We start from the raw sequence: 20,130 nt of genomic DNA, 5'->3' as shown, positions 1-20,130 counted from the left end.
ACGCCTTTCCAACACTCCCTTAGATCAAATGGCCAAAGCCTTCCAGCGGCGCGGGACCTTCCGTGACCAAGACCACACGCGACTTTAAGGAATTTTCCATGAGCCTTACGGATCTCACCTCCCTCGAAACCATCATCGAAACCGCCTTCGACAACCGCGATGGTGTGAACGTATCGACGAAGGGCGAGGTTCGCGACGCGGTGAACACATCTCTTCAACTTCTCGACAGCGGCAAGGCGCGCGTCGCTGAAAAGCAGGCGGATGGCAACTGGAAGGTGAACCAGTGGCTGAAGAAGGCCGTGCTTCTTTCCTTCCGCCTCAACGACATGGAGATCGTGACCGGCGGACCGGGCGAATCCAGCTGGTGGGACAAGGTGCCGTCGAAGTTCGAAAACTGGGGTGAAAACCAGTTCCGTGCGGCCGGCTTCCGCGCCGTGCCGAATGCTGTCGTGCGCCGTTCTGCTTACGTGGCGAAGAACGTCGTGCTGATGCCGTCTTTCGTCAATCTCGGCGCCTATGTCGATGAAGGTACGATGGTCGACACCTGGGCAACCGTTGGTTCCTGCGCGCAGATCGGCAAGAACGTGCACCTCTCCGGCGGCGTCGGCATTGGCGGCGTTCTGGAACCGCTTCAGGCCGGCCCGACCATCATCGAGGATAATTGCTTCATCGGCGCCCGCTCGGAAGTCGTCGAAGGCTGCATCGTGCGCGAAGGCGCGGTTCTCGGCATGGGCGTGTTCATCGGCAAGTCTACCAAAATCGTCGACCGCGCCACCGGCGAGATCACCTATGGCGAAGTGCCGCCCTATTCCGTCGTCGTTGCCGGCACCATGCCGGGCAAGCCTTTCCCGAACGGCGAGCCGGGCCCGAGCCTTTATTGCGCCGTCATCGTCAAACGCGTCGATGAAAAGACCCGCTCCAAGACCGGCATCAACGAGCTTCTGCGCGACTGATAAAAGCTGATACCATGACCACGACCGATCCCGTTTCCAACCTCGCCGCCCTTATTCGCTGCCCTTCGGTGACGCCCGCCGAAGGCGGTGCGCTTTCGCTGCTCGATACGCTGCTTTCACCGCTTGGTTTTGCGGTAGAGCGCGTGATGGCAACGGAAGAGGGAACGCCTGACGTGGAGAACCTCTACGCCCGGCTCGGTAGCGAGGGTCCGCATCTGATGTTTGCGGGCCATACGGATGTCGTCCCCGTGGGCGACGAGGCCGCGTGGAGCCATCCGCCCTTTGCCGCCAACATTGCTGGCGGGGAAATGTACGGTCGCGGTGCGGTGGACATGAAGGGCGGTATCGCCTGTTTCGTCGCCGCCATTGCCCGCCATATCGAAAAACACGGCAAACCGCAGGGATCGGTTTCCTTCCTCATCACTGGCGATGAGGAAGGCCCGTCGATCAACGGCACCTCCAAGCTGCTGGAATGGGCCGCCGCCAAGGGTGAGACATGGGATGCCTGTGTGGTGGGCGAGCCAACCAATCCCGACCAGCTGGGCGACATGATCAAGATCGGCCGGCGGGGATCGCTTTCCGGTCGGATCACGGTCCACGGCGTGCAGGGGCATGCCGCCTATCCGCATCTCGCCGACAATCCCATTCGCGGACTGCTGCAACTGACCCATGCACTGATGCATCCGCCTTTCGATCACGGCACGGATAATTTCCAGCCATCCAATCTGGAAGTCACGACCGTCGATACAGGCAATGCTGCCACCAATGTCATTCCGGCACGGGCGACGGCGGCCTTCAACATCCGTTTCAACGATACCTGGACCGCGGAAAGCCTGCGGACAGAAATCATCCGCCGTCTAGATGCCGCCGCAGCCGAGGGCGAGCTTCGCCCTGATCGCAGCCCGGTCAAATATGAGATCGTCTGGGCCGACCGACCGGCTCACGTTTTCCTGACGCGCAACAACGCGCTCATCTCGTCGCTATCAGGCGCGGTTGAGGCCGTGACTGGCAAGGAACCGAAGCTTTCGACCACCGGCGGTACCTCGGATGCGCGCTTCATCAAGGATTATTGCCCGGTGGTGGAGTTCGGTCTCGTCGGACAGACCATGCATATGGTCGATGAACGTGTGGCGGTTGCCGATCTCGAGACGCTGACGCGTATTTACGCGACCTTTATCGAACGCTGGTTCGCCCATGCCGACGGCAAGTGAAATAAGGCTTTATCTGAAGGGCCTGTGGCTGCTGCTGCTCGGCGACCACACCGGTGCGCGCTATCTGGATCTTTCCGAGCGCGGCATGTGGCGCTCCTTCTATTCCGCCCTCTGGTGCCTGCCCGCCATGCTGGTGTCCTGGCTGTGGCTGCGTGCTGCGTTCCTGGCCAGCTATCCGCCCGGAACCGGAACAGGGTTCATCTTTTTCTTCCGCCTGGCGATGGTCGAGGCCATCTGCTGGATCGTGCCGCTGCTGTTGATCGGCATGCTGCTGTTCGCCTTCGGCGCACGGGAAAAATTCGCGCCATTGGTTACCACCATGAACTGGCTGTCGCTGCCATTTTCCTATGCCTATGCGGTTCTGATCCTGATCGCATTCTTCCTGCCGCCCTTGCAGGGGCTGATCGCCATTCTATGGCTGGCACTGCTCCTGTCGCTGGTCTTCGCTTTTTCACGGATCGTGCGGTTTTTCATCCGCGACCAGTCGCTGCTCGCCTCGGCCATCGTCATGACACTGCTCGTTCCCGCCATGCTTCTGTCGGAGGCGCTGCAGCGCTTTCTCGGCGTTTATCCGGCCTGAGCATTGAGATGGACTTCCAAGTCAGTCTGCGTCCTCGGCCGTTTCGACTTTTGAATAGACACGCGGCGGAATGACATCAGGATAATCGACCTGCATGAAATAAAGACCGTCCGGCGGGGCGACGGGGCCGCAGGCCTTACGATCCCGCGCCTCCAGTGCCGCACGCACGTCTTCCGGGGTCATGGCGCCTTCACCGGCCATTTTCAGCGTACCGGCGAAAGAGCGGATTTGGTTATGCAGGAAACTCTGCGCCGTCGCGTGGATTTCGATGAGGTCGCCGTTGCGCGTCACATCCAGCCGGTCGAGTGTCCGGATCGGGCTGTTCGCCTGGCAATGAACCGAGCGAAAGGTGGTGAAATCATGTCGGCCGACGAGCATCTGCGCAGCTGCATGCATGCGCTCATGGTCCATGTCTTTCGACACCCACCATGCGCGTTTGTGCTCCAGCGCCAGCCGCGATTTCCGACAAATGATGCGATAGAGATAATGGCGGCGGGTGGCGGAAAAACGGGCGTCGAAATCTTCCGTCACGGCAGCGACGTCGAGAACCGAAACGGCCTCTTTCGCCATGGCCAGATGAGCGTTGATAGCATTGCGAAGCTTATACGGCTCCCAATCGCGCGAAAGATCGGCATGGGCCACCTGCCCGACAGCGTGTACGCCGGAATCGGTGCGACCCGCGCCGCGAATGGAAACGGTCTCACCGGTCAGCGAGCGGATCGCTGCCTCTAGCGCGCCTTGAACAGAGGGGCCGTTCTCCTGTCTCTGCCAGCCGAAATAGGGTGAGCCGTCATATTCGACGGTCATGCGGAAACGTGGCATCAGCCAAGCCTCGTTGTGGGGGGAACCGGCGTGCCGCGAACGAAATCGGCAGCCGACAGCGGCTTGCCCCCCGCCTTCTGCAAGCGGGTGAGCCGCACCGCACCGCTGCCGCAGGCGATGGTGAGAGCGTCGTCGAGCACCGCGCCCGCTTCCCCCATGCCGCTCGCCAGTTCGGAGCCCAGAACCTTCACGCGCTCCGCCTTGCCGCCGATTTCCATCTCCAGCCACGCGCCCGGAAAAGGCGAAAGGCCACGAATATGATTATGCACATCCTGTGCCGGCCGGGAAAAATTAATCCGGGTCTCGCCCTTGTCAATCTTGGAAGCGTAAACAACGCCCTCTTCCGCCTGTGTGACGAGGGGCAGGTCGTCTGCTTCCAGTCTGTCCATCGCCTGCCGCATCAGCCGCGCGCCGGCGAGCATGAGACTGTCGTGCAATTCGCCGGCGGTCATGTTCTCGCCGATCGCAACCTTCGCCGTCAGTGCGATGGGGCCGGTATCCAGCCCCTTTTCCATTTTCATGACCATCATGCCGGTCTCGGCATCGCCGGCCATGATCGCCCGCTGGATCGGAGCCGCACCGCGCCAGCGCGGCAGCAACGAGGCGTGGCCATTGTAGCAGCCAAGGCGCGTGCCGGAGAGGATCGCTTCGGGCAGGAGCAGGCCGTAAGCCACGACAACCGCAACATCGGCGTTGAAGTCCCGGAACTGCTGGCGATCTTCTTCCGCCTTGAAATTCACCGGCGTCAGAACGGGAAGCCCCAACAATTCGGCAGCCTGATGCACCGGCGACTTTTGCAGGTCGAGGCCACGGCGACCACCGGGACGCGGCGGCTGCGTATAAACGGCAACGACCTCGTGACCCGCTTCCACCAATGCACGTAAGGTCGGAACGGAAAAATCCGGCGTACCCATGAAGATGATGCGAAGAGCCATCGTCGCCCCCTGCCCTTTCTGCCGTTCCGTCTCATGCTAAGGAGGACGAATCAGACCTTTGCGCGGGCCGCTTTGGTGAATTTCTTGATGACCATGTCGCGCTTCAACCGCGAAATATGGTCGATGAACAGAACACCGTTCAGGTGATCGATCTCGTGCTGCAAACAAGTCGCCAAAAGACCATCCGCCTGGACAGTCACCTGCTTGCCGTCACGACCGACATATCGCACCGTCAGCGCCGCAGGGCGCTCGACCTCGGCGTAATAATCGGGAATGGAAAGGCAACCCTCCTCATAGGTCGAGATATCATCCGACACCTTGAGGATTTCCGGATTGATGAAGACGACGGGGGTCTTTTCTTCACCTTCACGCGCAACGTCGATCACCAGCATCCGCCGCGCGACGCCGACCTGAATAGCGGCAAGACCAATGCCCGGCGCGTCATACATGGTTTCCAGCATGTCGTCGGCGAGACGCAGCACTTCGGCATCCACCTGTTCGATGGGCTTCGATTGCTGGCGCAGCACGGGATCGGGCAGAATGATAAGCGGTTTGATAGTCATGGCTTCCCATAACGTATCTCTTGCGCGGAGGAAATAAAAAACACGAGCGGTCAAACTGCGCCGGGCTTCCGCTCTCCCGGACTCATTTCCGCCGCAGGAATGTTCTTGTTTTGATCTTACGAATCACAAGAAATCTGCTAGATTTAATCATGAGCATAGATTTATCCGTTCTCCTCGATCCAGCATTGCGGGCCGGTTCCGTCGATATCAGCTTCGGCGCGCTGCTCGCGGCTCTGGTTTTCGGTCTGACGATCACATGGTTGATCACGTCAAACCGCGTGAAAAAGCCGGGAGCCGATGGTGAAATCTCCGATCTGCTGAAAACCCAGTCCGAACTGCACGGCCGTATCGCCGCCATGGCGGAGACGCTTGGCACACGCCAGACCGAGATGAGCCAGACGCTGAACCAGCGTCTCGACGGCATGTCGCAGCGGCTGGGCGAAACGTTGACGGAACAGACACGATCAACGCACGAAAATCTGAGCCGCCTGCAGGAACGCCTCGCGGTCATCGATGCCGCACAGGGCAATATTCAGGATCTGGCCAAGGATGTCGTCGGGCTGCAGGCGATCCTCTCCAACAAACAGACCCGCGGAGCTTTCGGACAGGCGCGCATGGAAGCACTGATCGCCGATGCCCTCCCCGCCGGCGCTTTCCAGCTTCAGCCGACGCTTTCGAACGGTTACCGGCCGGATTGCACGATCAAGATGCCGAATAATGCACCATCCCTCGTCATCGACGCCAAGTTTCCGCTGGAAGCGTGGAACGCACTGAAAGCAGATGAATCGCCAGACGCGAAGCGCGCCGCCACCCAGCAATTCCGCCGCGATATGGAGGTGCATATTCGCGACGTGGCGGAGAAATATCTCATTCGCGGCGAGACGCAGGATACGGCCTTCATCTTCGTACCCTCCGAATCTATCTTCGCCGATATTCACCAGCATTTCGAATATCTGGTGCAGCGCGCCCACCGTGCCCGCGTCGTCATCGTTTCGCCGTCGCTTCTGATGCTGTCGGTGCAGGTCATCCAGTCGGTACTGAAAGATCAGCGCATGCGGGAGCAGGCGCATCTCATTCAGGGCGAAGTGGCGCTGCTGATGGACGATGTGCGGCGGCTGGACGACCGCACACGCAAGCTGCAGGCCCATTTCGGGCTGGCGCAGAAGGACGTCGACATGATGCTGATTTCCTCCGACAAAGTGCTGGCGCGCGGCCAGAAGATTGAAGGCCTCGATTTTTCTCCGACGGAGAAAGAAGCTTCACATGGGGAAATCGAGCAGGCGCGTCGCTTTGCGGAGAACAGAGCCGGTGCTGCAAAGTTGCGGGTGGTTGACGACGAGTGATCGTCTCGGGCAAAGTCGCCGCCTTGCTTGAATTTCATACGGACACGCCACCCATGATTACTGTTTTTGGCTCCATCAACATGGACCTCATCGCCACCGCCAAGCGCCTTCCCAAGCCCGGTGAAACCGTGACGGGAGAGAGCTTCTCCACCGCGGCGGGCGGAAAGGGAGCCAATCAGGCGCTTGCCGCAAAGCGGGCAGGCGCCACGGTCAAAATGGCTGGCGCTGCGGGCGACGATACGTTTGCCGCACCGGCACTGACCTTGCTGCGTGATGCCGGGACCGACCTCTCGCTCGTCAAGGCCGCGCCCGGCCCGACTGGTACGGCGATGATCCTTATCGGTGAAGGCGGGGAAAACATGATCTCGGTCATTCCTGCCGCTAATGGCGAAGTTTCCGCATCCGACGCAGCAAAGGTCGTGGCGGAGATGTCGGCGGGCGATATTCTGATGCTGCAGTTCGAGATACCAGCGCCTGCCATCGAAGCCGCACTGGCGGCCGCAAAGGCGAAACGCATCACCACCGTCATCAATACCGCGCCGCTGACCGCGGACGGACCACGCCTCGCTGGCCTTGCAGATATCGTCATCGCCAATGAAACCGAGTTCGAGCTGCTGATCGGCAAGAAGGGGCTTTCCGATTCGGAGCGGCAAAACGAACTCAAGGCCCTGCATGAGAAGACCGGCCAGACATTGATCGTGACGCTTGGTGCGGACGGCGTCATCGCCATTCGCAATAGCAAGCTTTACCGGGCGGCCGGTTTGACAATCGTGCCAGTCGATACGGTTGGCGCGGGCGATACCTTCTGCGGTTATCTCGCCGCCAGCCTCGATCAGGACATGGATTTCGAAAAGGCGCTGAAGCGCGCCGCTGTCGCGGGTTCGCTCGCCTGCACCCGCGCCGGCGCCCAGCCTTCCATTCCGCTTGCGGCGGAAGTGGATGCGAATATCTAAGACTTCAGCCGCTCAGCGACGAATAAAAGTGAGATAGGCCGAACTGCGGCCTTCTCTTTTCGCCTTGTTCTCATAACGCGTCCCGGGCCAGTTGGCATAGGGCGTGCGCCAGTCGTCAGCGCTCGTCGCCGTCCATTCGAAACCGCCATGGCGAGCGCAATGCTGCAGCGTCCAGTTGACGTAGGTATCGATATCCGATGCGAAGCAGAACTTGCCGCCGGGTTTCAGCACCCGGTGGAAGCGGGCGAGATTGACGTCGGAGACGAAACGGCGTTTCCAGTGCTTCTTCTTCGGCCAGGGATCGGGATAGAGAAGATCGATGTGATCGATCGACCCTTCCGGCAGCCAGTCCAGCAGTTGCGTCGCGTCATCATCGTAAAGGCGGATATTCATCAATTCGCCTTCGCGCACGCTTGCCAAGAGCTTGGCCATGGAATTGACGAATGGTTCGACCCCGATGAAACCCGTCTCCGGGTTCTCAACCGCACGATGGGCAAGATGCTCACCGCCGCCGAAACCGATCTCAAGACGGACAGATTTCACATCCGCCGGAAAGAGAGCCACGAGATTCTGCGGTGGCGCGCTCTCCAGATCGATTTTCAGCAAAGGCAGCAGGTTTTCGATCGTGTCGATTTGCTGGTTGCGCAAAGGCTTGCCCTTGCGTCTGCCAAAAAACGCTTCCGTTGCGCGTGAGCGCCGCTCTTCCGTCATCTCATACTCTCAAGAACAAATAGACTTAACCCGCACAGAGCCACGTGAATGGCCGCTGTTCGGGTTACAAATGGTGCAAACGGTATCTCTCAATCGCCGTCGAATGACAAGGCTTGGAACAAGCCCCCGCATTTTCCGGACGTAAAACCGCGATGCACTTTTACTGGAAATGCGTCAAGCGCTCAAAGCTTCCTTGAGCGGCTTTACCAGATCGAGCTTCTCCCAAGAGAAGGAGCCGTCACGGCCGGCCTTGCGGCCGAAATGGCCGTAAGAGGACGTCTTGGCATAGATCGGCTTGTTGAGATCGAGATGACGGCGGATGCCCGACGGCGACAGGTCCATGACCTTGCGGATCGCGCCTTCGACCTGATCTTCGCTGACCTTGCCCGTGCCGTGCAGATCGACATAGATCGACAAAGGCTGGGCGATGCCGATCGCATAGGCGATCTGGATGGTGCAGCGCTCGGCCAAACCGGCAGCAACCACATTCTTGGCGAGGTAGCGGGCGGCATAGGCGGCAGAACGGTCGACCTTGGTCGTGTCCTTGCCGGAGAATGCACCGCCACCGTGCGGGGCAGCGCCACCATAGGTGTCGACGATGATCTTGCGGCCGGTCAAGCCGGCATCGCCATCGGGACCGCCAATGACGAACTTACCGGTCGGGTTGATATACCACTGGCAATCGTCGGCGATCTTTAGGTCGCCCAAGGCTTCGCGGATATAGGGCTCGACAACGGCGCGAACCTTCTTCGAATCCCAGCTTGCATCGAGATGTTGCGTTGAAAGAACGATGGACACGGCTTCCGAAGCCTTACCATCGACATAACGAACGGTCACCTGGCTCTTGGCATCCGGCCCGAGCTTTGCCGCTTCGCCTTCGCCGCTCTTGCGGGCGGTAGCGAGAAGCTGCAGGATACGGTGCGAATAATAGATCGGGGCCGGCATCAGGTCCGGCGTTTCCTTGCAGGCATAACCGAACATGATGCCCTGGTCGCCAGCACCCTCATCGCCCTGCTTGTCGGAAGCGCTGTCGACGCCCTGCGCGATATCCGCCGACTGCGGATGCAGGAGAACGTCGATCTTGGCCGTCTTCCAGTGAAAACCGTCTTGCTCGTAGCCGATATCGCGGATCGCCTTGCGGGCAGCGGACTTGAATTTGGAAGGATTGATGACTGGATGGCCGGCGGCGTCCTTGACGACCTTGCCGTCCTTGTCCTTCTTCAGCAGGGTATCGGGAACCCGAACCTCACCGGCGATAACGACGCGGTTGGTCGTCGCAAGCGTCTCGCATGCGATGCGCACGGTCCATGGGTCAACACCCGTCTTGGACGCTTCACGATAAATGAGATCTACGATTTCATCGGAAATACGGTCACAAACCTTGTCCGGATGACCTTCGGCCACGGACTCGCTGGTGAACAGGTAATTGGCACGCATGCGGGATTCCCCTCAAAGAACGGTCTTCGAGTTTGTTAGTCATTTCGGCCACGAAAGACAAGGACACAACCACATAAATATATCTTTATGTGAGAATTCCTTTCTAATCTGGCACAAAAAAACGGCCCTTGCGGACCGTTGAGTGTCCGGCGCCCTTGCCGGAAATTATGGGCATCGCTGTCGAGACTTACTCTGCGTCTCCTTCGGCGGCGAGCGCCTTGACGAGATCAACGAGACGGCGGCGAACCTTGGGATCGGCGATCTTCACAAAAGCGCGGTTCAACTGCAGACCTTCAGCCGAGGACAGGAAGTCAACCACGTAGTTGGAGCTGGAGGCTTCCGCCATGCCTGTAGCGCCGCCAACCTGATCGCCAGGAGCGTCTTCGAAAAAGAAGGACACCGGAACGTTGAGGATCGCGGAAATATTCTGAAGGCGGCTCGCACCGACGCGGTTCGTGCCCTTTTCATATTTCTGGATTTGCTGAAAGGTAATTCCAAGGCTTTCGCCCAGCTTTTCCTGGCTCATGCCGAGCATGGTTCTGCGGAGACGAATTCGGCTTCCGACATGAATGTCGATGGGGTTAGGCTTTTTCTTATTCTCGGTCATCATGCGGTCCTGACACTCGGAAAGGGTTGATATCTCGCTTCATTACTATTCGAAGAAATGAGCCGGCATTTCGACAGCGTCTAAACTTGTTTTACGACTGACGTATTCACTATGCAATTGCGGGAGTTCCCGGTCAATTCTGACGCCGGGCAAAACTCCAGGCAGGAAATACCGCAACGATTAGCATGATTGAAAAAATCAACCAGAAATACGTCCGATGTGTGTCGTAAGTAAATGCGTCGTTTGACCCACCACTCAAAGTGGCGTCAACAATTCCGACCCGACCGTAATCCAACCCGGCAATAATGCGCCCATAGGGGTCGATGACGGCGGAAATTCCGGTATTGGCGCCGCGAATCACCGGCACTCCCGTTTCCACAGCCCGGACTCTCGCCTGCAAAAAGTGCTGATAAGGACCAGGCGTGTTGCCGAACCAGCCGTCATTTGTCACGTTCAGGATTGCTGCCGAACCCGCCAGACCCGGCGTCATCTCACCGGGAAAAATGATCTCGTAACAGATCAGGGGATAGAAGGTCTTGCCGGAAGGCAGCGTCAGGGGCGTGCGCGACGAGGCGGCGGAGAAACCACCCGGCAGGCTGATGACATTGTCGATGCCGAATTCCCGCAAAATGCCTTCGAAGGGAACATATTCGCCAAAGGGTGTCAGGTGAACCTTGTCGCTTGCGGCGATGATTTCGCCCTGGCTGTCGATTGCATAGACTGAATTGTAATAACGCGGCGGTCGGCCAGCACCTTGATCTTCCATTCGGACAGCGCCAGTGAACAGGATTTGCCCGTCCTCCAGCGTCTTTGCGATTTCCGCCAGAGCGTCTGGGTTCTGCGTCAGGATGAAGGGCACGGAGGTTTCCGGCCAGACGACGATATCGGGGCGCTTTTTCCCTTCACCGGGCGGCAGCGCCGTCAGCCGCAGATGTTCGCCGAAAATCTCTGCCCTGTCGGCGTTCAGCATTTTACGGGACTGATCGATCGAGGGCTGTACGATCCTGACGGTCAGCGCATCCGCCGGTGTCTCCACCGGTGTCTGAAGGCGATAGAAGCCATAACCGAAATGGCCGGCCAGCAGCAGGCCCGCCAGAGCTAGGCCCGGCCACATGCCTTTTTTCGTGCCAATCAGGGCCGGCGCGGCGAAAATGAAGACAGCAAGCGTGGTGACGCTGAAAAGCCCGAGCGGATGGGCGGACTGCATCATGACGGGGATAGGCATGATGCCGTAACCGATGGCGTTCCAGGGAAATCCAGTCGCAAGAAAACTGCGCAGCCATTCAAACAAGCCGAATGCGGCGGCAAGGGCGGCAATACGGCCGAGACCATCCGACCAGACGATGTTGGCGGCTGCGACCGCAAAACCGTAAAACAGCGCAAGAAGAGCCGGAAGGCCGATGATGGCAAGCGGCAGCGCCCAGGCGAACTCGTCTGCCTCCAGCAAAAGGGCATTGCCCAACCACCAAAGACCCGCCACGAAATAGCCGAAGCCGAAACACCAGCCGATGCCAAAAGCGGGCAGGATGCGGCTGAAGATGCCGCCGCCCGGCTTACCGGTGCAGCCATCCACCAGCCAGACAAGCAGGGTGAAAGAGAAAAACAGCGCCGCGAAAAAACCGAATGGAGGCAATGCCAGCGCTCCGACCGCGCCTGCGGCAATTGCCATCACTGCGCGGCTTTTGCCACCCGCCAGCATTACCCTGCCTGCAAGACGCTCCATGCCATCTCCGTTTTATGCGCGCCCGGAAAAGCCCGCCCCGACAAGGCCGCGCCACGGAATTTTCCCTCAGACCCGGAGTAACGGAAAAAAGATTCGCAGTCCACAGGAGTGGAGAAAGCCCTGATGACCGGGTGTACTTTTCGTCGGCCAACAGAAGCATTCAAAGCCGCCGGACCGACATTCAAGCAGCGAACCGACGGGATTACCCCGCCGGTCCTCTTCAGTCGGCATTCTGCTGGTGCGTGATGAGACGAACATCCGGCGCGGGCAGCGCAATCACCTCATTGTCGCGGGCATCGCCCGGTGCGCGATCATCCTGCCCTTCCGAGCCGTGATCACGGACGATGCGAACACCCTTGATACGCCTTGTATCCGCATCGAGAATCTGGAACTCGAAACCGGGCACGGCCCTGACCACCTCGCCCTTGGCCGGTATGCGGCCGAGCGCGAAGAAGATGAGACCGCCGAGCGTATCGATTTCTTCCAGATGTTCGCGGACATCGAATTCCGGGCCGATCGCCTCGGCAAGCTCGGTGAGTTCGGCGCGGGCATCGGCCACAAGCACGTCGGGGGAAAGACGCGAAAACATCGTCTCGTCCTTGTCGTGCTCGTCATCGATATCGCCCACGACCATCTCAACGATGTCCTCATGGCTGACGAGGCCGTCCGTACCGCCATATTCATCGATCACGAGAGCGAGTTGTGTTCTCTGCGCCTGCATGGTCTTCAAGAGATTGGAGGCGAGCATGGAGGGCGGCGCGAACAGAATTTTACGCACCAGCCCGGCATCGGCAACCGTCTGTTCCAGATCGACCCGCGCCAGGTCGAAATTCGGGCGCGGCGAACGCGGCGCTTTCGCTTCGCCATAAGCCACGCTGCGCGAGCCGGCCCGCCGCTTGTTGCGCGCCTGCTTGGCGACATAGGCCAAGAGATCGCGAATGTGGATCATGCCCTTGGGGTCATCCAGCGTTTCATCATAGACCGGCATACGGGAGCGGCCGGTTTCCTCAAAGAGGATCAGCGCCTCGCCGATGGTCATGTTCTGGTCGAGACCGTCGATATCCACCCGCGGGATCATGATATCTTCGACCCGAACTTCCCGGAAACGCAGGATATTGTTCAGCATCGCCCGCTCTTCGGGCGAAAAGGCAGCACCGATTTCGGTGTCGGCCATCAGCGCGTCGGTCAAATCCTCGCGCAGGCGCTCGCCCTGTGACGGTTTCAGCAACCGTGATATGCGCGACCAGATCGTCGATCTCGGCTTTGCAGGAGAGTCTTGACGTAAGTGACTACTGCCTTCCTCCGAAGAGGACTGCTCGCCGTTTTCTCTGCCCTCATTGGCAGGTCGTGCAGAATGTTCGTTCATGGCTCCAGACAATATTCAAAGCGGTTCTTGACCCGCGTATGGATCAGATAGGCCAAGCACCGCCAAAATGCGAGTCTCAAGCGACTCCATTTCTTCCGCTTCTTCCTCGTCCATGTGGTCATAACCAAACAAATGCAGGAACCCGTGAACGAGCAGATGGGTCAGATGATCCTCGAAACTCTTGTCAAGTTCAAGGGCCTCGCGCTCAACCGTCTCGCGCGCGATGACGATATCGCCCAGCATCGGGCCGGGCATACCGCCCGGTTCCAGCGGAAAAGCGGGGAAAGACAAGACATTGGTCGCCTTGTCCTTGTCGCGCCATTCGGCATTGATTTCCCGAATATTTTCATCATCGGTAAAGACCAGCGACAGTTCCACCGGCATTTTCGGGAAGGGTTGCTCCTCTTCCCGCTTCAGATAATCGACCGCCGCATCCAGTACCTTGGTGGCGAAGGCAGCCAAGTCCTCTTCCGAGGACCAGCCTTCGGCCTCGACGCTGATTTGAATATCAAGAACTGTCATTGTCTTTACGTCAGTTGCCCTTCGGAAGGCTCTCATCCGGCACCGCGGTGTGGGACTCGTAGGCCCGGACGATGCGCGCCACCATAGGATGACGGACAACGTCGACGTCCTTGAAGCGCACGACGGACACACCTTCCACATCGGGGAGGATTTGCAGCGCCTCGACAAGGCCGGATTTCACACCACGCGGCAAGTCCACCTGGCTCGGATCCCCGGTCACGATCATGCGACCGTTTTCGCCGAGACGGGTCAGGAACATCTTCATCTGCATGGTCGTGGTGTTCTGGGCTTCGTCCAGAATGACGGCGGCGTTGGCAAGGGTCCGGCCACGCATGAAGGCGAGCGGTGCGATTTCGATGACGCCCGCCTGAATGGCGCGCTCCACCTTGTCACCCGGCATCATGTCATAAAGCGCGTCATAAAGCGGGCGGAGATAAGGATCGACCTTTTCCTTCATGTCACCCGGAAGGAAGCCGAGACGTTCACCCGCTTCGACGGCAGGACGCGACAGGATGATACGGTCAACCGCGCCGCGCTCCAGCAGTTGCGCCGCATGCGCAACGGCAAGATAGGTCTTGCCGGTGCCGGCTGGGCCAACGCCGAAAACCAACTCGGATTGTTCCAGCGCCCGCATATAGACATCCTGCGTCGGCGTGCGGGCAGCGATCGTCTTCTTGCGGGTGGAAATTTGCGCCATGGAAATCTTTGCCTTGCGCTCCATCGTCGGCAAGGTCAGCTGGTCGTCGGCGGCCATGGCCATACGGATCGCCCCTTCCACATCGGAAACTTCGGCGGTTCCGCCCTTGAGCAGGCGTTCGTAAAGGAAATCCAGCGCCCGGCGGGCCTGATTGGTGGCGACGACATCGCCGGTAATGGCAACGGAATTGCCGCGCGGGCGGGCATCGATGTTGAGGCGCTGCTCCAGCAGCTTCAGGTTCTGATCGAACTGACCGAATAGCTCTCCCGCTATCCTGTTATTCTCGAACGTGAGGACGAAGTGATTGGCGTCGGTCGCGGCTTGGCGTGGCTGGCGCGATGAAGGTGATACCAATTCATGTGCGTTCAAGCGGTCAGGCTCCTGTCCCAATCAGTGTCGGCTCCTCACTCTAACTCCCTGCCACCTCGGCAAACAAGCTGTTTGGACCCGTTGCGGTGATTCGTACATTAACAATGTCACCGATTTTCAAAGTCTTTGCATCAAGATTCACGGATTGCAGCCAGGGAGAACGACCTATCAACTGTTCAGGCATGCGGCCGGGCTTTTCCAGCAACACATCCATCGTCTTTCCGACTAGCGATTCCGCAAATTCCTTCTGCTGCCGCAGCAACAGAGCCTGTAATCTCTCCAGCCGCTCGGCCTTCACCTCTTCCCCAACCTGATCGTTAAGATCAGCACCCGGCGTGCCCGGACGGGTGGAATATTTGAACGAGAAGGCCTGCGCATATTTCACCGTCTCAACCAGCGCCATCGTGTCTTCGAAATCACGATCCGTTTCACCGGGGAAGCCGACAATGAAGTCCCCCGACATGGCGATATCAGGGCGGGCGGTGCGGATTTTTTCGATAAGCTGGATGTATTCCTCGCCCGTATGGCGACGGTTCATCGCTTTCAGAATGCTATCCGATCCTGACTGCACCGGTAGATGCAGATAGGGCATGAGAATACGCAGATCGCGATGGGCGCCAATCAGGCGATCGTCCATGTCGCGCGGGTGGCTGGTGGTATAGCGAAGCCTTGCAAGCCCCGGAATTTCCGCCAGCCGGTAGAGAAGTTCGGCGAGACCCCATTTTGCGCCGTTCGGGCCTTCGTTCTGCCAGGCATTGACGTTCTGGCCGAGCAGCGTGATCTCGCGCACGCCGGCATCAACCAGCTTCATCGCCTCATCGACGATCTGGCGCACCGGGCGAGAGACTTCGGAGCCGCGCGTGTAAGGCACGACACAGAAGGTACAGAACTTGTCGCAGCCTTCCTGCACCGTCAAAAACGCGGTAACGCCGCGTGTGCGCAGCGTCGCCTTTTCGGCAATCGGCAGATGCTCGAACTTGTCCTCGACCGCATATTCGGTCTCGATGACGCGTTCGCCGCCGCGTACCCGCTTCAGAGCCTCCGGTAGGCGGTGATAAGTCTGCGGGCCGATGACGACATCGACGGCGGGCGCGCGGCGAAGGATTTCCTCCCCTTCCGCCTGCGCCACACAGCCGGCAACGCCGATCATGAGTTCACGGCCCTGCTCTTGCCGCGACTTTTTCATGTCGCGCAGGCGGCCGAGCGCCGAATAGACTTTTTCAGCCGCCTTTTCGCGGATATGACAGGTGTTCAAGAGAACCAGATCCGCCTCGCCCATATCCTCCGTCTGAACGTAACCGTCCTTCGCCAGCGCATCGCTCATGCGGACGGAATCGTAGACGTTCATCTGACAGCCATAGGTCTTGATAAAGACCTTGCGGCTATTCGAGCCCTCGCGGGTGATCAATTCGGGGACGTCGAGGCTAATGGTTTCCTGGGTCATGGCGGCTATCTAGTGTCTTTCCGAGCCAGATTAAATAGAAAAATGCCAGAAAAGCTATGATGGCGCTATTTCCGCCAGCCGCCGCGCAGGCTGAACGCCAGCATGTTACGGATCGCAGCGGCGATATCGGTGGAAAGTCGTTTGCGGTTATCCGTGCTGTGGAATGGGACACTCTCGCCGAAGGTCACGTCCACATCAATGGCGCCGGCCTTGATGATGCCAAGCAGATGCGGCACCAGCGTTATGCTGCCCGGCCAGGCGGCAACAACCCGGTGGTAACGGCCCATGGCCATGCCATGCACCCGCGTATAGGCAATCGCAACCGGCTGCACGTAAACGAGCTTGCCCGGCACCTGTTCAGCGGCGGTGGAAGCGGCACCGAACAGCGATGATTTCACCGCCAGCATACGGTTGCCATCCGAAGTGGTTCCTTCGGGGAACAACACGACGATCTCGCCATCCGCCATGCGGGCGGCGATCTCGCTGACCTGCGCACCGGTGCTGCGCTTCTGCTCGCGTTGAACGAAGATGCTTTTCTGCAGACGGGCGAGCCAGCCGAAGACGGGCCAGTCCCGCACTTCCGTCTTGGCAATGAACACCACGTCGGCAATGCTGCCGAGAACGAGGATGTCCTTCCACGAGGCGTGGTTGACCGCCAGCATCAGCGGTTTTGCCCGCTCCACCTCTCCGTGGACATGCACACGAATGCCGAGAACATGACAGGCAATGCGATGCCAGATGCGCGGAATACGGCGACGCAGCCGCCAGTCGAAGGCAAGGCCCAGGAGTTGCACCGGCAGCAGGATGAGCGTGACGATCAGGAGAACGATCGCGATATAGGCTGTGCGCAGCCACATCATGAGTGAAACACCCGTTTTGTCACCGGCGTCTCAGCGTTCGTCGGGCTTCAACGGCACGCCGTAAAGTTCCAACCGATGATCCACCAGCTTGAAGCCGTGCTCGCGGGCGATCTTTTCCTGAAGCGCTTCGATTTCCGCCGAGTGAAACTCAATGACCACGCTGTTCTTCAGATCGATCAGATGATCGTGGTGCTCTTCGGGCACCGTCTCATAACGCGAGCGGCCATCGCGAAAATCGTGACGCTCGATGATGCCGGCGTCCTCGAACAGCTTCACCGTTCTGTAAACGGTGGAAATGGAGATACGCGGATCAACAGCGGAGGAGCGGTGGTAAAGCTCCTCGACATCGGGGTGGTCGGCTGACTCCTGCAGGACGCGGGCAATGACACGGCGCTGGTCCGTCATCCGCATGCCGCGTTCGGCACAAAGCTCCTCCAGCGTTTTCGAAAGGTCTATCACGTCTTCTGGCCTTTTGAGTATTCCGGTTGAATTTTGCGGCTTTCGCCGAAAAAATGCCTGTCGCAGGGAACTAGCGAAGATCGCGGCGCATGACAAGCGCCGTCGACTTGGTTCCATCCCTGGATGTGTAATAGGCCTTGCGCTCCGCAACCGTCTTGAAGCCGAGCTTTTTATAAAGCCCGAGAGCGGAGGCGTTGCCGTTGTCCACCTCGAGAAACATGGTTTCAGCGCCGCGCATCATCGCTTCACGTACCGCCGACTGCATCAGGCGCCAGCCGAGACCGGTGCGTCCGAACTTGTCAGCCACGGCGACGGTCAGGATTTCCGCCTCGCCCGCCACTTCCCGCGCCAGCACGAAACCGCCAAGTGGCTTGCTGAAGAACGCGTTGGTCTGGCGCGCTACCGCGCCGAAAACCGAGCCCTGCGTCAATAGCCCGGAAAATTCACCGTCATTCCAAGGGCGCGGAAAACGCAGCGCATGCAGTTCCGCCACCGCGGCGCAATCCTCATGCTGCATCGGCACGATCTCGAAATAGGGTTTCCAGCTCAGATATTCGTCAAACATAATAGGAATCTGGCATCACAAGAATCGGGCATTACAGGAATCAGTCACGGGCATGGGCAAATGCCCTATCAGGCAACGTCCTGACGTGCCAGCGCAAAACCGGTTTGCGGCCGGGCATCCGGACCGCGCAGATAAAGTGGTGCAGGTTTCGGCTGACCCGCGGGCTTGCGCGCCGCAGAGCGCGCAACAGACGCAATCGGGAAATGGTCCGGCCCGGAGCCGATTTCCTCTCCTGCAAACAGCGGTGCGGCCGAGCCAATCACGGCACCATCGAAACCGGAGAGAACACCCCTGGCGTCATCCAGAGACAAAAGCGTCGCCTCAGCCAGCGGCGATCCATCTGCCGCGAAAGTCTGGAGATAGGCTTCGCCACGTTTGGCATCCAGCCCGACGGCCACGGGCCGGCCGGGAGTTGTCAGCAGATGATGCAGGGCGAGCGTTTCAAGCGTGGTGACGCCGACTGCCTCGACGCCAAGCGACAGGGCAAAGCCACGCGCGGCGGCAACACCGACGCGGATGCCAGTGAAGGACCCCGGACCGATGGTCACGGCGATGCGCTCAACCTTCTGCAGCGGAAGTCGCGCCTGCTGCAGGGCGCGATCGATCACGGCCATCAACCTCTCGGCATGACCCTTGCCGATCATTTCGCACACCTCGCCGAGCACCCTGTCGGCGGCGCCGTCATAAACGCAGGCGGAACAATCCACACCTGACGTGTCGAGTGCGAGAACAATCATGTCGTGGCCTGGCTTACAATGTCATACCGCTTCGACTTCGCGCACTTCCGGCACGAAATGGCGAAGCAGGTTCTGAACGCCGTGCTTCAGCGTGGCGGTGGAGGACGGGCAACCCGAGCAGGCACCCTTCATGTTCAGAAACACGGTGCCATCGCGGAAACCGCGGAAAGTGATGTCGCCGCCATCCTGCGCCACCGCGGGGCGCACGCGGGTTTCCAGCAGTTCCTTGATCGTGGCGACGATCGTCTCGTCACCCTCTTCGAAAAACTCGTCCTCTTCGTCCGATACTTCGGCAGCGATTGCCGTGCCCATGATCGGGCGACCGGACATGAAATGTTCCATGATCGAGCCCAGAATGGCAGGCTTCAGGTGCTGCCATTCCGCATCGTCCTTGGTGACGGTTATGAAATCGAAGCCGAAATAAACGCCGGTGACGCCGGGAATCGTAAAGAGACGCTCCGCCAGCGGAGAAGCCTGCGCCTGCGAAGGATTGAGAAACTCAGCTGTCCCGCTTTCCAGCACCACCTTGCCGGGCAGAAACTTCAGCGTGGCGGGGTTGGGCGTGGCTTCCGTCTGAATGAACATCATCGTCTCCTTCGAGGTCGCGGTTCACGCCCCGTAATTTAGAATTCTTCCAAAATACGCCCGGCGAAGCTTCACTTCAAGCCCTGACATGATAATTACATTCAAGAAATCGTCAGCCCCTAAATCTTGCCCTAAACCCGGATCAGCAGAGCGCGTCGATTTCCTCATCCGTCAGCGTATCCGGCAGGACAGTGACGGGAATGGGGAAGGCTGCCCCTCGCCCGGCGATGGAAGAAACGAGCGGTCCCGGTCCTTCTTTCGTCGATCCCGCCGCCAAAATCAGAATGGCGATATCGCGGTCTTCCTCGATCAGCCCGTGGATCTGCTCGGTGGCGCTGCCTTCGCGGATCACCGCTTCAGGCTCGATGCCGATGGTCTCCCGCACCTTCTGGGCGATTTTCGCGAGCGTGGCTTCCGCCTCCTCGCGGGCTTCCGCCCGCATGATCTGTTCGACGCCCAGCCATTGCTGGAAATCACCTTCCGGGATCATGTAGAGCAGCACAAGCCCACCATTGGAGTTCTTGGCGCGACGACCGGCATAATGCACGGCCCTTTCGCATTCCGGTGTGTCATCGATAACAGCGAGAAATTTGCGACGATGCCCTTCCAGACGCGACAGCCGTTTTGAAACCATTCCGCACTCCCTTAGGTCCGCCGTGATCCGAGAAACCGCCCGACGGTTCGGGCG

The 20,130-nt window shown here is 59.3% G+C and carries 22 protein-coding genes; 5 read left to right on the top strand and 17 right to left on the bottom strand.

Translation table 11 applies throughout. The features are described 5' to 3' along the window. The first annotated feature begins 98 nt into the window (after nucleotides 1-98). Genes dapD through FCH38_RS14355 form a run of 3 tightly spaced genes read left to right on the top strand, consistent with a single transcriptional unit; the run spans nucleotide 99 to nucleotide 2,744 of the window. Entirely contained in the window at nucleotides 99-953 is an 855-nt protein-coding gene (dapD, locus tag FCH38_RS14365; RefSeq protein WP_149898429.1) for a 2,3,4,5-tetrahydropyridine-2,6-dicarboxylate N-succinyltransferase, read from the top strand. Between the two features lie 14 nt (nucleotides 954-967). Then, nucleotides 968-2,164: a succinyl-diaminopimelate desuccinylase gene (dapE, locus tag FCH38_RS14360; protein WP_153515182.1), complete on the top strand. Its 1,197-nt coding sequence runs from the start codon at nucleotides 968-970 to the stop codon at nucleotides 2,162-2,164. Next, nucleotides 2,148-2,744 (top strand): hypothetical protein, encoded by a 597-nt coding sequence (locus FCH38_RS14355; protein WP_149898427.1) that lies wholly within the window; start codon nucleotides 2,148-2,150, stop codon nucleotides 2,742-2,744. Before dapE ends, FCH38_RS14355 begins: the two co-directional genes overlap by 17 nt. A gap of 21 nt (nucleotides 2,745-2,765) precedes the next feature. Here FCH38_RS14355 and truA read toward each other — a convergent pair whose 3' ends face one another. From truA to def, 3 genes are read right to left on the bottom strand one after another with little or no spacing between them, the layout of a single operon-like run. After that, nucleotides 2,766-3,566: a tRNA pseudouridine(38-40) synthase TruA gene (gene truA, locus FCH38_RS14350; RefSeq protein ID WP_174374158.1), complete on the bottom strand. Its 801-nt coding sequence runs from the start codon at nucleotides 3,564-3,566 to the stop codon at nucleotides 2,766-2,768. Then, entirely contained in the window at nucleotides 3,566-4,501 is a 936-nt protein-coding gene (fmt, locus tag FCH38_RS14345) for a methionyl-tRNA formyltransferase (protein ID WP_174374157.1), read from the bottom strand. The genes truA and fmt overlap by 1 nt, the downstream gene beginning before the upstream one ends. A 50-nt stretch (nucleotides 4,502-4,551) precedes the next feature. After that, on the bottom strand, nucleotides 4,552-5,064 hold the full coding sequence (gene def, locus FCH38_RS14340) for a peptide deformylase (RefSeq protein WP_174374156.1): 513 nt from the start codon (nucleotides 5,062-5,064) through the stop codon (nucleotides 4,552-4,554). Nucleotides 5,065-5,213: 149 nt separating this feature from the next. Between def and FCH38_RS14335 the strand changes: the two genes are divergently transcribed. Together FCH38_RS14335 and FCH38_RS14330 are read left to right on the top strand one after the other, a co-directional pair. Beyond that, nucleotides 5,214-6,407: a DNA recombination protein RmuC gene (locus FCH38_RS14335; protein WP_174374155.1), complete on the top strand. Its 1,194-nt coding sequence runs from the start codon at nucleotides 5,214-5,216 to the stop codon at nucleotides 6,405-6,407. 53 nt (nucleotides 6,408-6,460) lie between these two features. After that, entirely contained in the window at nucleotides 6,461-7,360 is a 900-nt protein-coding gene (locus FCH38_RS14330) for a ribokinase (RefSeq protein ID WP_174374154.1), read from the top strand. Nucleotides 7,361-7,372: 12 nt separating this feature from the next. Here FCH38_RS14330 and trmB read toward each other — a convergent pair whose 3' ends face one another. From trmB to FCH38_RS14260, 14 genes are all read right to left on the bottom strand, one after another. After that, entirely contained in the window at nucleotides 7,373-8,071 is a 699-nt protein-coding gene (gene trmB / locus FCH38_RS14325) for a tRNA (guanosine(46)-N7)-methyltransferase TrmB (RefSeq protein WP_174374153.1), read from the bottom strand. Nucleotides 8,072-8,245: 174 nt separating this feature from the next. Then, on the bottom strand, nucleotides 8,246-9,508 hold the full coding sequence (gene metK, locus FCH38_RS14320; RefSeq protein WP_149898420.1) for a methionine adenosyltransferase: 1,263 nt from the start codon (nucleotides 9,506-9,508) through the stop codon (nucleotides 8,246-8,248). A gap of 187 nt (nucleotides 9,509-9,695) precedes the next feature. After that, a complete protein-coding gene (locus FCH38_RS14315; protein WP_046799453.1) occupies nucleotides 9,696-10,115 on the bottom strand; it encodes a helix-turn-helix domain-containing protein in 420 nt (139 codons plus the stop codon). Between the two features lie 133 nt (nucleotides 10,116-10,248). Further along, the gene (lnt, locus tag FCH38_RS14310) at nucleotides 10,249-11,838 is read right to left on the bottom strand and encodes an apolipoprotein N-acyltransferase (protein WP_174374152.1); all 1,590 of its coding nucleotides are present in this window, start codon (nucleotides 11,836-11,838) and stop codon (nucleotides 10,249-10,251) included. 220 nt (nucleotides 11,839-12,058) lie between these two features. Further along, on the bottom strand, nucleotides 12,059-13,204 hold the full coding sequence (locus FCH38_RS14305; RefSeq protein WP_149898418.1) for a hemolysin family protein: 1,146 nt from the start codon (nucleotides 13,202-13,204) through the stop codon (nucleotides 12,059-12,061). Nucleotides 13,205-13,219: 15 nt separating this feature from the next. Next, nucleotides 13,220-13,726 carry an rRNA maturation RNase YbeY gene (gene ybeY / locus FCH38_RS14300; RefSeq protein ID WP_174374151.1) on the bottom strand — a complete coding sequence of 169 codons (507 nt, stop codon included), beginning with the start codon at nucleotides 13,724-13,726 and terminating at the stop codon, nucleotides 13,220-13,222. Nucleotides 13,727-13,736: 10 nt separating this feature from the next. Then, nucleotides 13,737-14,792, bottom strand: a complete 1,056-nt coding sequence (locus FCH38_RS14295; protein ID WP_149898416.1) for a PhoH family protein — start codon at nucleotides 14,790-14,792, stop codon at nucleotides 13,737-13,739. Nucleotides 14,793-14,832: 40 nt separating this feature from the next. Continuing rightward, a complete protein-coding gene (miaB, locus tag FCH38_RS14290; RefSeq protein ID WP_174374150.1) occupies nucleotides 14,833-16,236 on the bottom strand; it encodes a tRNA (N6-isopentenyl adenosine(37)-C2)-methylthiotransferase MiaB in 1,404 nt (467 codons plus the stop codon). 65 nt (nucleotides 16,237-16,301) lie between these two features. Beyond that, the gene (locus tag FCH38_RS14285) at nucleotides 16,302-17,096 is read right to left on the bottom strand and encodes a lysophospholipid acyltransferase family protein (RefSeq protein ID WP_174374149.1); all 795 of its coding nucleotides are present in this window, start codon (nucleotides 17,094-17,096) and stop codon (nucleotides 16,302-16,304) included. A gap of 30 nt (nucleotides 17,097-17,126) precedes the next feature. Then, nucleotides 17,127-17,555 carry a Fur family transcriptional regulator gene (locus tag FCH38_RS14280; RefSeq protein WP_149898414.1) on the bottom strand — a complete coding sequence of 143 codons (429 nt, stop codon included), beginning with the start codon at nucleotides 17,553-17,555 and terminating at the stop codon, nucleotides 17,127-17,129. 70 nt (nucleotides 17,556-17,625) lie between these two features. After that, nucleotides 17,626-18,120, bottom strand: coding sequence for a GNAT family N-acetyltransferase (locus FCH38_RS14275; RefSeq protein WP_149898413.1), 495 nt, complete (start codon nucleotides 18,118-18,120; stop codon nucleotides 17,626-17,628). A 68-nt stretch (nucleotides 18,121-18,188) separates the two neighbouring features. Beyond that, the gene (gene tsaB / locus FCH38_RS14270; protein ID WP_153515191.1) at nucleotides 18,189-18,857 is read right to left on the bottom strand and encodes a tRNA (adenosine(37)-N6)-threonylcarbamoyltransferase complex dimerization subunit type 1 TsaB; all 669 of its coding nucleotides are present in this window, start codon (nucleotides 18,855-18,857) and stop codon (nucleotides 18,189-18,191) included. Nucleotides 18,858-18,878: 21 nt separating this feature from the next. Beyond that, complete coding sequence (locus FCH38_RS14265) at nucleotides 18,879-19,442, bottom strand: NifU family protein (protein ID WP_052820288.1); 564 nt, start codon at nucleotides 19,440-19,442, stop codon at nucleotides 18,879-18,881. Between the two features lie 142 nt (nucleotides 19,443-19,584). Continuing rightward, the gene (locus tag FCH38_RS14260) at nucleotides 19,585-20,076 is read right to left on the bottom strand and encodes a universal stress protein (protein ID WP_149898411.1); all 492 of its coding nucleotides are present in this window, start codon (nucleotides 20,074-20,076) and stop codon (nucleotides 19,585-19,587) included. Between the last annotated feature and the right edge of the window lie 54 nt (nucleotides 20,077-20,130).

The sequence above is a fragment of the Agrobacterium tumefaciens genome, from assembly GCF_013337285.1.
Classification (GTDB): Bacteria; Pseudomonadota; Alphaproteobacteria; order Rhizobiales; family Rhizobiaceae; genus Agrobacterium; species Agrobacterium burrii.
The sequence above is the reverse complement of the archived record's forward strand: the minus strand, read 5'-3'. Positions and strand labels throughout refer to the sequence as shown.

Excerpts from the sequence above, each read along its gene's own strand:
- dapD (WP_149898429.1), top strand. The coding sequence starts at position 99 with ATGAGCCTTACGGATCTCACCTCCCTCGAAACCATCATCGAAACCGCC.
- dapE (WP_153515182.1), top strand. The coding sequence starts at position 968 with ATGACCACGACCGATCCCGTTTCCAACCTCGCCGCCCTTATTCGCTGC.
- FCH38_RS14355 (WP_149898427.1), top strand. The coding sequence starts at position 2,148 with ATGCCGACGGCAAGTGAAATAAGGCTTTATCTGAAGGGCCTGTGGCTG.
- truA (WP_174374158.1), bottom strand. The coding sequence starts at position 3,566 with ATGCCACGTTTCCGCATGACCGTCGAATATGACGGCTCACCCTATTTC.
- fmt (WP_174374157.1), bottom strand. The coding sequence starts at position 4,501 with ATGGCTCTTCGCATCATCTTCATGGGTACGCCGGATTTTTCCGTTCCG.
- def (WP_174374156.1), bottom strand. The coding sequence starts at position 5,064 with ATGACTATCAAACCGCTTATCATTCTGCCCGATCCCGTGCTGCGCCAG.
- FCH38_RS14335 (WP_174374155.1), top strand. The coding sequence starts at position 5,214 with ATGAGCATAGATTTATCCGTTCTCCTCGATCCAGCATTGCGGGCCGGT.
- FCH38_RS14330 (WP_174374154.1), top strand. The coding sequence starts at position 6,461 with ATGATTACTGTTTTTGGCTCCATCAACATGGACCTCATCGCCACCGCC.
- trmB (WP_174374153.1), bottom strand. The coding sequence starts at position 8,071 with ATGACGGAAGAGCGGCGCTCACGCGCAACGGAAGCGTTTTTTGGCAGA.
- metK (WP_149898420.1), bottom strand. The coding sequence starts at position 9,508 with ATGCGTGCCAATTACCTGTTCACCAGCGAGTCCGTGGCCGAAGGTCAT.
- FCH38_RS14315 (WP_046799453.1), bottom strand. The coding sequence starts at position 10,115 with ATGACCGAGAATAAGAAAAAGCCTAACCCCATCGACATTCATGTCGGA.
- lnt (WP_174374152.1), bottom strand. The coding sequence starts at position 11,838 with ATGGAGCGTCTTGCAGGCAGGGTAATGCTGGCGGGTGGCAAAAGCCGC.
- FCH38_RS14305 (WP_149898418.1), bottom strand. The coding sequence starts at position 13,204 with ATGAACGAACATTCTGCACGACCTGCCAATGAGGGCAGAGAAAACGGC.
- ybeY (WP_174374151.1), bottom strand. The coding sequence starts at position 13,726 with ATGACAGTTCTTGATATTCAAATCAGCGTCGAGGCCGAAGGCTGGTCC.
- miaB (WP_174374150.1), bottom strand. The coding sequence starts at position 16,236 with ATGACCCAGGAAACCATTAGCCTCGACGTCCCCGAATTGATCACCCGC.
- FCH38_RS14285 (WP_174374149.1), bottom strand. The coding sequence starts at position 17,096 with ATGATGTGGCTGCGCACAGCCTATATCGCGATCGTTCTCCTGATCGTC.
- FCH38_RS14275 (WP_149898413.1), bottom strand. The coding sequence starts at position 18,120 with ATGTTTGACGAATATCTGAGCTGGAAACCCTATTTCGAGATCGTGCCG.
- tsaB (WP_153515191.1), bottom strand. The coding sequence starts at position 18,857 with ATGATTGTTCTCGCACTCGACACGTCAGGTGTGGATTGTTCCGCCTGC.
- FCH38_RS14265 (WP_052820288.1), bottom strand. The coding sequence starts at position 19,442 with ATGTTCATTCAGACGGAAGCCACGCCCAACCCCGCCACGCTGAAGTTT.
- FCH38_RS14260 (WP_149898411.1), bottom strand. The coding sequence starts at position 20,076 with ATGGTTTCAAAACGGCTGTCGCGTCTGGAAGGGCATCGTCGCAAATTT.